This is a genomic window from Sessilibacter corallicola (genome assembly GCF_021290925.1).
GTDB lineage: Bacteria > Pseudomonadota > Gammaproteobacteria > Pseudomonadales > Cellvibrionaceae > Sessilibacter > Sessilibacter corallicola.
This window is the reverse complement of record NZ_JAJSLX010000003.1, coordinates 90,330-103,339: the sequence shown is the minus strand read 5'-3', so window position 1 is coordinate 103,339 and position 13,010 is coordinate 90,330. Positions and strand designations below refer to the sequence as shown.

Sequence of the window (13,010 nt, the reverse complement as noted above, 5' to 3'; positions counted from 1 at the left end):
GTGGTTAGCTGCTTCTGGGTGCTGCAACACCTGGAAGTAGCGACTTTTTAAAATTAATACTTTTAGTACTAAATAATTACAATAAAACAAACCTTATTTAAAATTAAATAACCCTCACATTCAGCCTGAAATACCAACAAAATACAACCGATAAATTCTATTAATTCAGATGTTAATCCAAATAAAATAGAAATATTAATTAAGAAACGACAATATAAAACTTAATGATTGAAAATATTTTCAAGCGACACATCAAAGAATAAAGATAAAAAGGAAGAATTTAATGGCTGAAAATCTACCACTTTTGACTTACAGGTAAGAAACCGCATGCACTCTAAACTAGCGTTAGCAACGCTTACTTTTCTGATCAGCTCTTGCAGTTCAATTATTGAAAAACCTGTAAATAATGCTGAAGTGTTCGACAATAACTACCGTCGGCAATGCGAAAGGCTACAAAGCCTCTATCCTTTCAATAAAGAATCAAAAAAAGACATATCTATTACGGAATTTAATCGTTACTTTGCTCCGCAAATAGGAATTTTGACAACCCAACTCTCTTCTCATGAGAAATTCGCCAAAACCTACAATTCCCATTTATCTGCGGTTAAAGCGATACAAAATTATTTTTATTCTAACGGCTCTACCTCAGCTAAAAGACAAGTATCAATAAAGACAAAACAGTCACCCGAAGGCTATCAATACATCTCCTTAAAGTTTAATGGAAATGTGGGCCCTCAAATAACTGGCCCTAGATTACTTTACAATGTGGAACTCCCTCTTGACGGAGCTTCGATTTCTCTAGTTGCAAAATCAAATAGCAATGATGAAAACGAGCGTTTTTATTCTGGGCCGTGGGCATTTCTTAGGTTTTTGGATGAATCAGAAGTAATAGAAAGTTCGCAAAACTCTATGACTGTAGCAACACCATTATCAACTGGAGATACAAATCACAGTATTGAATATACTGTTAATCATTTGTCTCAGTGGGAATCGATTCGGAATGCGTTTTTTTGCCCTGAATAGCTGTATGACTAATTAGGTTTCTAGTCATTAAAGGTAAATATCACGGTACTTTTTATATCAGTTTTTAAATGATTAAAAGCAAAAAAAGCCGCAGTATAAACTGCGGCTTTTTTGTATCAACGTTGAAAGTTTACTACTTTAACCATCAGAGCAATAAACGTCTTACGTCGGAAATTACGCTAACTAGGTAGGTAAAGAATTTACCGCAGTCTGCACCGTTAATCACACGGTGATCGTAACTTAATGCTAATGGCAACATGTTACGTGGCTCGAATTCTTTGCCGTTCCAGATAGGTTTCATTTGCGCTTTGGAAACACCTAAAATCGCAACTTCTGGAGCATTTACGATTGGGGTGAATCCGGTTCCGCCCATGGCGCCAAGGCTTGAAATGGTAAAGCAGCCACCTTGCATATCGCTTGGTGAAAGTTTGCCATCACGCGCTTTTTTGATTAACGCATTGGCTTCTTCGGCAAGTTCCCAAAGACCTTTTTTGTCGACGTCTTTAATGACTGGAACAAGAAGACCTACTGGGGTATCTGCAGCAATACCGATGTTTACGTATTTTTTGTAAACCACGGATTCGCCATCATTACCTAAAGATGCGTTGAATTTCTTCTCGGCTTTTAAGGCAGCAGCACACGCTTTTAGCAGGAATGGTAACGGCGTTAATTTAACACCGCGTTTTTCTGCTTCGGCTTTTAAGCCTTTACGGAAAGCTTCAAGGTCGGTGATGTCGGCATCGTCAAACTGGGTAACCGCTGGAATGTGCAACCAGTTACGGTGCATGTTCATTGCGGTGAGTTTTTGGATTTTCGACATTGCTACCGTTTCAACTTCACCAAATTTGCTGAAGTCGTGTTTTGGCATTGGTGGAATACCAGCACCATCGGTAACTTTCGCAGTACCGCCAGATTTCGCGGTTTTGACGAGGTTTTTAACGTAGTTATCAACGTCTTCTTTCAGAATACGTCCGCGTGGACCGGTCGCTTTTACGTCGGCCAAGTCAACGCCAAGATCACGGGCGTGAGTACGAACTGCCGGACCTGCGTAAACTTCAGTTGATTTGCTGAATAACTCGTTTTTAACACCAGCGTGCTCAGGCGCTGGTTGAACAGCTTTAGCAGGCGCTGCGGCAGGTGCCGGTGCCGACGCTTGTGGCGCAGCTGCGGGTGCTGGAGCGGCGGCCGCAGGTGCGGAACCTTCCAACTCAACAACAACGTCGCCAGAGCTTAGTTTGTCACCAACGGCGATTTTAACGGCGGTTACTTTACCGGCAGCGTTGGCTGGTACTTCAACGGTGGCCTTGTCGGTTTCTAGTACCGCAAGATCGTCGCCTTCACTGATGGTATCGCCTACCGCAACGAGGACTTCGATAACTTCGGCGTCGTCTGCACCATCAGGTACGGTAGAAACGGAAGCTACTGGCTCTGCACTAACGGCCGGTGCTGCCGGCGCTTCCGCTACAGGCGCGGGTGCCGCCGCAGGTGCTGGAGCGGCTTCGGCAGCTGGCGCTGCGCCACCGGAAACTTCTAGGTCAGCAACAACATCGTCTGATGAAAGTTTGTCGCCAACGGAAATTTTAACAGCAGTTACTTTACCGCCTGAGGTTGCTGGAACATCAACGGTGGCTTTGTCGGTTTCAAGAACGGCAACGGTGTCGCCCTCTTCAATTACATCGCCAACGGCAATAGAAACTTCGATCACTTCGGCGTCTTCAACGCCTTCTGGTACTACGGTATTGCCAGCGCTGGTTGTTGCTGCAACCGGAGCAGGTGCCGCCGCAGGCGCTGCTGGAGCTTCTGCTACGGGTGCTGGGGCAGGCTCTGCTGCAGGTTCTGGAGCTACTGCCGAACCTTCGCCAGCCAGTTCGCCGATAACGTCGCCTTCGCTAACTTTATCGCCTACGGATAATTTGATGTCGGTAATTTTTCCTGCAGCGGGGCATGGTACGTCAACTGTTGCTTTGTCAGTTTCGATAACAATAAGAGATTGCTCTGCTTCTACGGTGTCGCCGACAGCTACGCAAATCTCAATAACTTCTACACCCTCTGCGCCGCCAATATCTGGAACAGTGATTGTTTGACTAGACACTGTATCTCCTTAAATTTGTCGCTAATTTCTGGAATTTTGCGCCCCTAACTTGTGGTTAGTGGCGCGCCTTGGCGTTTAGCACGTCATTGGATTTGGTTTTTCTGAATCGATACCAAAATCTTTTAGGGCTTTGGTAAGTTCTTCAGGTTTAACCTTGCCGTCACGTGCAAGTGCAGTTAGTGCTGCTACAACGATAAAGCCACGGTCTACTTCGAAGAAGCGACGCAACTTAGAGCGGGTATCACTGCGGCCGAAACCATCAGTACCCAATACGGTGTAGTCGCGATCAATGTATGGACGCAATTGCTCAGCGTACGCTTTGATGTAGTCCGTTGCTGCAATCACAGGGCCTTTGGTGCCAGACAGTTTTTCGGTAACGAAAGGCACTTTTTTGTCGGCTTCTGGATTGATCAAGTTCCAGCGATCTACCGCTTGGCCTTCACGGGCCAATTCGTTCACACTGGTTAAACTCCAAACGTCTGCGTCTACGTCGTAGTCGTTGCGAAGGATTTCAGCGGCTGCTTCGACTTCGCGCAAGATGGTGCCACCACCAAGAAGTTGAACTTTCTTGCCGGTTTTCTTCTTGCCTTGCTTAAGAAGGTACATACCTTTAATGACGTCTTCTTCGGCACCTTTTGGCAATTCTGGGTGAACGTAGTTTTCGTTCATTGCCGTTACGTAGTAGAAGCAGTTTTCCTGATCTTCGTACATACGCTTGATACCGTCTTGAATAATGACAGCCATTTCACCCGCGTAACATGGGTCGTAACTCTTACAGTTAGGAATGGTGTTTGCCATGATCAAGCTGTGACCATCTTCGTGCTGCAAGCCTTCACCATTCAGTGTGGTACGACCTGCGGTAGCACCAATTAGGAAGCCACGCGCTTGAATATCACCTGCTAGCCAACATAGATCGCCAACGCGTTGGAAACCAAACATTGAGTAGAAGATGTAGAAAGGAATCATTGGCTTGGCGTTATTGGTGTACGAGGTTGCCAAAGCAATCCACGCAGACATAGCACCCGCTTCGTTGATACCTTCTTCTAGAATTTGACCTTTTTTATCTTCTTTGTAGTACATGATTTGCCCAGCGTCATGCGGGGTGTACTTTTGACCAGCAGAAGAATAAATACCGAGCTGACGGAACATACCTTCCATACCAAAGGTACGGGCTTCATCAGGCACGATTGGAACAATGTTTTCGCCGATATTTTTGTCTTTCGCTAAGGTAGACAATACGCGAACGAATGCCATTGTCGAAGACACTTCACGCTCACCTGTACCTTTTAACTGTGCAGCAAAGGCATCAAGTTTTGGTGCGGTTAATACTGGGAATTCGGTGCGGCGAGAAGGAATTGGCCCTTTAAGCTCGTTACGACGCTTTTGCATGTACTGCATTTCAGGGCTGTCTGGAGACGGACGGTAGTAAGGAACAGAATCTAATTGATCATCGGTCAGTGGAATACCGAATCGATCGCGGAAGCGTTTAAGATCGTCTTTGCTAATTTTCTTAACAGAGTGAGTTTCGTTAATCGCTTCACCGGAAGTACCCATGCCGTAACCTTTAACGGTTTGAGCAAGAATTACGGTTGGCTGACCTTTATGCGCCATTGCTTCTGCGTAAGCTGCATAAACTTTATATGGATCGTGGCCGCCACGGTTCAAATACATGATGTCTTCGTCAGAAAGGTCTTTCACCAATTCGAGAAGTTCTGGGTATTTGCCGAAGAAATGCTCACGAGTATAAGCACCGCCATTGGCTTTAAAGTTTTGCATTTCGCCATCGACAACTTCGTCCATGCGTTTTTGCAATAGACCACTCTCGTCTTTTTCTAGCAATGGGTCCCATTTGCGGCCCCACAAAACTTTGATAACGTTCCAACCCGCACCGCGGAAAATGCCTTCAAGTTCCTGAACGATTTTACCGTTACCACGAACTGGGCCGTCCAAACGCTGGAGGTTACAGTTAACAACAAAAATAAGGTTCTCAAGGCCTTCGCGACCGGCAAGAGAAATTGCACCTAGAGTTTCTGGCTCATCACACTCACCATCGCCCAAGAATGCCCATACTTTACGATCTTCACGTTTTACAAGTTCACGTGCAGACAAGTAACGCATAACGTGCGCTTGATAAATGGCGTTGATTGGACCCAAGCCCATAGATACGGTTGGGAACTGCCAGTAGTCAGGCATTAACCAAGGGTGAGGATAAGAAGAAAGACCATTGCCATCAACTTCACGACGGAAGTTATCAAGTTGCTCTTCGTCGAAACGACCTTCTAAATAAGATCGGGCGTACATGCCCGGTGCAACGTGGCCCTGGAAGTAGATCAAATCACCAAGGTTGCCATCATCGTTACCGCGGAAGAAGTAGTTGTAACCTACATCGTACAAAGTTGCGGAAGACGCAAACGAAGCGATGTGACCACCGAGGCCTTCGTTGTTGTCGTTAGCACGCATTACCATGGCCATTGCATTCCAGCGAATCAGCGAGCGAATACGACGCTCCATGAACATATCGCCAGGCATTGGTTTTTCTTTGGTAGTAGGAATGGTGTTGCGGTAGGGGGTAGTGATGGCAGGTGGTAAATCAACACCTACAGCGCTTGCGCATTTTGCGAGTTCTTGAAGCAGCTCTGCCGCTCTTTCAGGCCCTGCGTGACGAATTACAGAGTGAAGCGAGTCAACCCATTCGCGGGTTTCCAGAGCATCGATATCCTCTTGCATCAAAGAGTCTCCTTATTATTATCCTCATTTGGGATAGAAATGAGTGATTTGAAAGTGCCTTTCTGCTTACTTGTGGTAGAAGCGTCAAGATACGTAGTTATTCTTTTGCAATAGCACGCCGGTTAGGCTCATTAGTCGCCAATAATAAAAACAAAAACACACCTACTGAACCCAAAGTTCAGTGGATATGCTTATTGGTTGTATGGCTTTTATTGTTACCTGTGTTTTATTTTGTAGTATTTTTACATAAAGGTAAAGACTTTCATATGTGCTGCAAGTCTAAGCCCTGGTTTTTAAGCTCCCAGAACGACTTTAGCGTAAGAAATTGCAGCTTTTCATCGATAAATTTACTGTTAAAGACCCAAAACGTACGTAGTACAGCTGTTATATTTATTGTTGATCAAATCTAAATCAATTAGTTGTAAGTTTACTACAAACACTTTTTCCAACAGTTCCTCAAACCAAATTTCAAATCACGATAAAAATTGGTTTACAAATAACTACAAAAACCACTCTTTTCTGTAGTTTTACTACAAATTGGCTTCCAAGCCGCATTTTTCAGCCTTATTACTGATTTCGCAGACAAGCACAAAACGATAAGGTCTGCTCCAAAGCTTCGTCGCAAATCGCTCATCAAAAACGATGAGAACGGCAGATTTGCCTCTTCAAAACACAGAATGTGTAAAGCCATGAATCATCTTCAATCAAAGTCTTGCGCAATTATCATTTTTTTATTGTGCGCGCTCGTGTTTCCCTTAACGAGCTTAGCTCATGGAGTCGATGACGCCACCAGAAGCTTTCTAGAAAACAACACTGGAATTCATTTTGGACCATTTTTATACATTGGTGCAAAACATATGGTGACTGGATACGACCATCTGCTGTTTTTGTTTGGTGTGATGTTCTTTCTTTATAAAAGCAAAGACATTTTGTTGTACGTGACCATGTTCACAATAGGCCACAGCACTACCCTATTACTGGGTGTTCTTTCTCATGTAGCAATCAATGCTTATTTAATTGATGCGATTATCGGCCTTTCGGTTGTTTATAAAGCGTTCGATAATTTGGGGGGATTCGAAACAGTATTCCATTGGCGGCCCAACCCAAAAACCGCTGTTTTGGTCTTTGGTCTGTTTCACGGACTTGGCCTTGCTACCAAGCTGCAAGAATTCCAATTAGATCCAAACGGATTATTGGCGAACTTGATTGCGTTCAATATAGGTGTGGAATTGGGGCAATTTTTGGCTCTTATGTTCATCGTATTATTTTTGAATTACCTTCGCCGCTTGCCACTTTTTTCATAACTGACCGTTTCTGTAAATACTTTTCTTATGTGCTGTGGATTTACTTTAATGGGATTTCAATTAACGGGGTATTTGGTAAATTAAAATGACAACTCAAGAATCCATTCCACAACCAACACTGATTCGGTCTACCCTTTTTGCCCTTGTTGCTGCTGTTGTTGTTTTAACCGTTTTTGTACTGCCGGCCAAATATAATATCGATGCCACCGGTATCGGAAAGAAATTGGGTTTAACTCAACTTTCCACAACAAATCAAACCGCTGCGTCGGCAAAGCCATCGGTAAAAACCACAACTGGAAAAGATGTTAAAGAAATTATTATTCCCGCCAATGGCGGCATTGAATTCAAAGTGGTTATGCAGAAACACCAGCAGTTAACGTATCAATGGGTAACACCCGGAGAAGCGTTGTATTTTGATTTACATGGCGAACCAGAAGGCGATACGACGGGTTATTTTCTGAGCTACGCTGTGTCAATAGCAAGCGATATGAAGGGAAGTTTTATTGCGCCGTTTGACGGCACACACGGCTGGTACTGGAAAAATACGGGCAATCAAGCCCAGCTTGTTCAACTCGTTATTGAAGGTGAATACAGTAATTTGCCTCAATAATTACTCAGCTCGATAACTACTTACCTCAATAATTCTGACGAAAAAGCTCACTCTAAAAATGAAGAAACTTTTAAGAGCACATCCTTGTGCTCTTTTGTGTTATGGGTATACGTATGATTCAGAAGCCTGTTTAAACTGCTGAACGTTTTTGATTGGCTTTATACCTTCTGGCATTTCAGTCTCTTCCGCTGCTGCATACCAAAGCCAATTACCCTCTTCTAACATGCTTTTTGCGAACGCAGAAAAGTCTTCTGACGAAATTGACTCAACTAGCTTGGCCAACTGTTCTTGTCGATCAAAATCAACGTTGTCGTGACCAATGTTCGACCAATACACGTCAGATCGCTCGAATAAATTTTTCGGTGCTTCTAACAAACGAGCAATAAGTGCCTGTTTGTTCTGATCAAGGTTCTCAGATGGATCAAATGTCGAGAAATAATCGAACATTGCCGTTCGGATATCCATTACAGAAGTATTGGGCGATTGCACCACAAAAGCCACGGAGGGGGTTTCTTTTAAATTCAGGGACGTTACCGCAACAATGTACCCTAGCTGCTGTTCGGTTCTTAAGCGATTATAAAAACCAGAATCCATGGTTTGTTCCAATAACATCATTTTGGCTTGATCTTCAAGGGTATCGCTTTTTCCCTGTAAATATCCCACCAAAGCGTTATCTGGATGCTGCACAGAAATCCACTTCCAGCGTTCTTTGTCGCTTAACTTAACCACTTTTGCCGGTGCTAAAGCCAAATCACTGCCCGATTGCTTAGCCAACAGTTCAGTATTAACCAGCTCGGCAATGTCTTTTGCTGAACCTTCGTTAAAGTTTCCGTGAACAAAAATTTCAGCTTTACCGTTGTCGAATAAAACTTTGCTGAATTGGTTTAAGTCATCGGATGTGATTTCTTTTAATGCAGCCAGCTTATCTTTCACCTCCCACTTTGGAGAAAACAAGGCGGAAGAAATATCGGCAAAAATCTGAAGGTATGGGGTTTGTTTTTCTACATTTGACCATTCGCGAACTAAGCGATTTTTTACAGCATCAAACTGATTTGAGTACGAACTGTAATCGTTCAATTCTTCGGTAATTTCAGACAGTAAAACCAATTGCTTGTCACTGTAGCCTGAAATGCGAATATCGAAACCGCGACTGTTGTTGTTAATGCCGTAATACAACCCGGCGAGCGACGCAGGATAAGAAAATGTTTGCAAACTTTCTTCAACCATTGCCGCAAGAAGATCCAACATCACAGAGTTTTTTACGTCCTTTGAAACCTGGGGCAGTAAAAAGCGAACGTAAGTAACGCCACGCGGCACTCTAAAATCGATGTCATTTTTAAACCACAAATCAATGTTCTTTTGCTCGATCAATTCTGGCTTAGCACTTGAAGAGTTTTGAGCAATTAAACGTAAATTTTCTGGTACAAATTGATTTTTAGCAGGAAGTTTTAATTGCTTCGCGAGCTTTTTGTCCAGCGGCCACGACTTACCACTGAGCGATTCCACGGAATAGTGAGTTTGGTAGTAAAAACTGACCTTGTCGGTTTCAACGGTTTTGGAAGATAGGTGTAAAAACAAGTTTTCTGGCGTTAAATAAGACAAATAATCTTTAATCAGTTTTTTATCGAATTTCTCAAACAGAGTGCCCGCTCTTAAGGCGTATTCTGGCGGAGTATCTTGCAACCGGCCGGCGATAAAACTAACCGTACCGGAAGGCGATTGCTTCTCTAAAAATCTGAAACCAATATCAGCAATTTCACCCTGCTCTTTGTAACGCCACTTTTTCAAACCTGATTTTTTAATTTGTTTAATTTCTGCAAACGCCAAGGCAACGATTTGATCTTTGTTTTTTAACCCTTCGTCTGTCAATTGCATGCTGATCTGGAAGCTGCCATTGAAACGATCAGAAAAGCCTTCACCAGCGCTTAAGCTTTCAACCCAGCCTTGCTGTTTTAATACATCGATGAGGGAACCTTCCCCTTCGTGACCCACTAAATTGCCAATAAATCGCAACGGCTTTTTACGAAAGTGTTCCTGCGTTGGTGGTACCGGGAAACTTAAACTCAAACGATGGCCTTCCGCCTCAGGCAATGTCGACACTTGCAGCGGCAAGCTGCCTGGGGTAAACATAGGAATTGATTTTCTTTCAACTGGCTTGTTGTTTCTTGGAACTTGTTTAAAACGTTCCAACACCATTGCCTGTAATTTGTCGATGGGCTCTTTGCCCAAAACCACCAAGACCATTTGGTCAGAAGAATAGTATTTTTTGTAGAACTCCACTAAGTCGTCGCGAACCAGGTCACCTTCGCGATCCGCCAAGGTTTCTAAGCTGCCCACACTAAACTGAGACGCAGGATGTTCTGGATTAACGACTTCTCGATAGGCGTCAAACGATTTACGAAAGTCGTCTTTAATTTTTGAGCTGTATTCAGAATGAACAGCTTTACGTTCACGATCGACGTATTCGGGAGTAAATAAAGGCGCGATAAAAAACTGAGCAAATCGATCCAATGCCGGTTCGAGCGCGGAAGCTTTCACTTCAAAGAAGTAATTCGTGTGTTCTGATGAGGTGTACGCGTTGTGCGAGCCCCCATTTTGACTGATAAATTGCTGGTACTCATCCGCTTGCGGGTATTTTTCAGTGCCTAAAAACAGCATGTGTTCTAAGAAATGCGCCAAACCTCGGCGGTCATCAGGATTATCGGCACTACCGACGTACACATCTAACGCTGCCGCTGCTTTATCAGTGGTAGCGTCATGAATAACGAGGGCTTTTAAACCATTATCGAGTTCGAAATACTTGTATTCACGATCGTCGATATCGCCTTTGAGAACTTCAACAGCATTAACGTTTAAGGCGAACAGTGTGCAACACACAAGCAGCAAGTAGCGTAACGGAGATTGAACGAATGTCGTCAGACGTGTGCTACGAGCGGGAACAGGACGTTGAATTCTGTGAAACCTCAACACAAACCGGCTGAAACTCGGCTTCATTAATGTACAGTTTTTAACGTCTTTATCCATTGACTGCCTCATGTAATAGCTGATTGATCGAAATAAATGCTGTCTTTATTGAGTGTTACTTGTTTGAGTTTGATTTAGCGACGGCTAACGCTAATGAAATCATAGAAATTGAAAGTATTTCATTCCAATTTCTTCACATAATTTCTAACGACTCGGAGTTAATTACGACAGCAAATGAATCCAGTATCATTATTTCTGATAAGTTGGAGTATTCATTACGTGTTCTGACTGAGCATTTCACTGTTGGTTCATGTCAGCCGTGAACAATCAATTTTCCAACTCGCCTTCGGATTCCATCTCTTTGTGCGCTAACGGCCAAGCACTCACTACAGCTTTGAATAAGGTGGCTAATGGAATGGCGAAGAAAACACCCCAGAATCCCCAAAGGCCACCAAAAACTAATACCGCAAGAATGATGGCAATTGGATGCAGATTGACCGCTTCAGAAAACAACAGCGGCACCAGTACATTTCCGTCTAACGCTTGAATGACGGCATAAGCGGCCATCAAATAATAAAATTCGCTGCTCCACCCCCATTGGAAAAAGCCGATTACAGCGACAGGAATGGTCACAACGGCGGCGCCAATGTAGGGAACAACCACTGAAAACCCAACCGCAATTCCAAGCAGCAACGCGTAGTTAACACCTAATAAGGCAAAACAAACGTAAGTCACGGCGCCAACAATAAAGATTTCAATCACTTTACCGCGAACGTAATTGGCGATTTGCTGATTCATTTCAGCCCAAATTTTACGCATGACCGGGCGTTTGTGAGGTAAAAACGAAGACAGCCACGACAAAATTTGGCCACTGTCTTTGAGGAAGAAGAACACTAAAATGGGAACTAAAATGAGATACACCAACGCCGCGATCAAAACCGGCACATTGGCGAGGGAAAACGTCAGTAACTCTTGACCAAACGCACCAATGCGACTGCGCGCCAACTCGATGATTTCTTGAACTTGCTGCTGGTCGATCAAATTGGGATATTGCTCAGGCAACAGCAAAAGGAGCTTTTGCGCTTCGGCAAACATGCCAGGGAGTTCAGCAAAGAGCGCCCGCGACTGATCCCATATCAGCGGTAATACAAACAACAACGCAATAACAATAAACCCAACCAGAACAATAAAGGTAATCGTCACTGCCGCGGTGTGTGGCATGCCCACCGAACGTAATTTAGCCACTAAACCTTGCAACAAAAAGGCGATGATGACACTTGCAAACATGGGCGCTAAAGTTGAGCCCATTGTAATCAAGATAGCAAAAGCTGAGATTAAGAAGACTAACAGTAGTACAGCTTCTTCGTCGGAAAAGTAACGGTTTATCCAAGAACCAAAGATGTTAAGCATAAGTTTTCCAAATTAATGTTTCGCTTGAAGACTTTTTAAAGCGAACAATGTCGAAATTTTGGTTACCACCGATCAACCGTGTTTCACCCAAAAATAGTAAATGTTGTCTGATTCAACAAACTGTATGAGTTCATTATCTGAAAGCTCACAGAAGCTTGGAACATCAGTCTTTGAGCCTGCATCTGTAGCTATTAGCTTCACAACTTGGTCAGAATTCAAACTTTTTAATGCCAGTTTGAGTTTCAGCAACGGCAGTGGGCAAGCGAGGCCCGTTGCGTCTACCACTTGGTCGGCCACTACATTTTTTATTGTGTTATTCATAAGTCGGCCATTCTAATAAAAGTCACTGCTATAAAAGAAGTACAAACTTACGCTAAATGGTTCTTGGAGTGGAAAATCAATCTCGCCACGCCTCAATCGAACAGTTTTCGTACTAACAATTGCAAGATGAATATTTAATAATCAATTCGAATGGTTTTGGCAAACGAATAATCAACATTTGCCTCACCAGACGCTTTTGATTGCAGTTAACGTATTTTCTATATGGATGAGAATTTACATCAGACTGCAAAATGTTATAAATATGTCTTTATTTTCAATAAGTTAAAATAAAATTTTAAACCGAATTATATGACAACTAAATGACTAACCTTGATAATAAGGTTATTTGAGCACAAGTTTACAAGGCATGGTTCAGGGTAACCGATATTGTAAAAATAAAGATTTTCAGCAAAAGTGATGAACTCCTATTACCCAGTTGGTCAGAATATCCATAGAATCAAATACCTATGAAATAGCTGCTCTAAAATTAGACGCAAATATTGCCTAAATCATTTTGAGTGAATTGCTTTCTCAGCTATTTGGACCAGATTCAACGACA

Annotated in this window: 8 protein-coding genes; 3 read left to right on the top strand and 5 right to left on the bottom strand. The window is 43.2% G+C overall.

Annotation, left to right across the window (positions count from 1 at the left end; translation table 11 throughout):
* The first annotated feature begins 327 nt into the window (after nucleotides 1-327).
* Complete coding sequence (locus tag LU361_RS14695; RefSeq protein ID WP_233089637.1) at nucleotides 328-1,023, top strand: hypothetical protein; 696 nt, start codon at nucleotides 328-330, stop codon at nucleotides 1,021-1,023.
* A gap of 145 nt (nucleotides 1,024-1,168) precedes the next feature.
* Here LU361_RS14695 and aceF read toward each other — a convergent pair whose 3' ends face one another.
* Both aceF and aceE read right to left on the bottom strand, forming a co-directional pair.
* A complete protein-coding gene (gene aceF / locus LU361_RS14690) occupies nucleotides 1,169-3,115 on the bottom strand; it encodes a dihydrolipoyllysine-residue acetyltransferase (RefSeq protein WP_233089636.1) in 1,947 nt (648 codons plus the stop codon).
* A 75-nt stretch (nucleotides 3,116-3,190) separates the two neighbouring features.
* On the bottom strand, nucleotides 3,191-5,842 hold the full coding sequence (gene aceE, locus LU361_RS14685) for a pyruvate dehydrogenase (acetyl-transferring), homodimeric type (protein ID WP_233089635.1): 2,652 nt from the start codon (nucleotides 5,840-5,842) through the stop codon (nucleotides 3,191-3,193).
* A 689-nt stretch (nucleotides 5,843-6,531) separates the two neighbouring features.
* On the opposite strand from aceE, the gene LU361_RS14680 reads away from it, so the two are divergent.
* On the top strand, nucleotides 6,532-7,146 hold the full coding sequence (locus LU361_RS14680) for a HupE/UreJ family protein (RefSeq protein WP_434064674.1): 615 nt from the start codon (nucleotides 6,532-6,534) through the stop codon (nucleotides 7,144-7,146).
* 85 nt (nucleotides 7,147-7,231) lie between these two features.
* The gene (locus LU361_RS14675; RefSeq protein ID WP_233089634.1) at nucleotides 7,232-7,756 is read left to right on the top strand and encodes a hypothetical protein; all 525 of its coding nucleotides are present in this window, start codon (nucleotides 7,232-7,234) and stop codon (nucleotides 7,754-7,756) included.
* A 99-nt stretch (nucleotides 7,757-7,855) separates the two neighbouring features.
* Here the strand turns inward: LU361_RS14675 and LU361_RS14670 are convergent, their stop codons facing one another.
* The 3 genes from LU361_RS14670 to LU361_RS14660 form a co-directional block, all read right to left on the bottom strand.
* Nucleotides 7,856-10,780, bottom strand: a complete 2,925-nt coding sequence (locus LU361_RS14670; protein ID WP_233089633.1) for an insulinase family protein — start codon at nucleotides 10,778-10,780, stop codon at nucleotides 7,856-7,858.
* 267 nt (nucleotides 10,781-11,047) lie between these two features.
* Nucleotides 11,048-12,130, bottom strand: coding sequence for an AI-2E family transporter (locus tag LU361_RS14665; protein ID WP_233089632.1), 1,083 nt, complete (start codon nucleotides 12,128-12,130; stop codon nucleotides 11,048-11,050).
* A gap of 72 nt (nucleotides 12,131-12,202) precedes the next feature.
* Nucleotides 12,203-12,451: a sulfurtransferase TusA family protein gene (locus tag LU361_RS14660; protein ID WP_233089631.1), complete on the bottom strand. Its 249-nt coding sequence runs from the start codon at nucleotides 12,449-12,451 to the stop codon at nucleotides 12,203-12,205.
* Nucleotides 12,452-13,010: the final 559 nt, after the last annotated feature.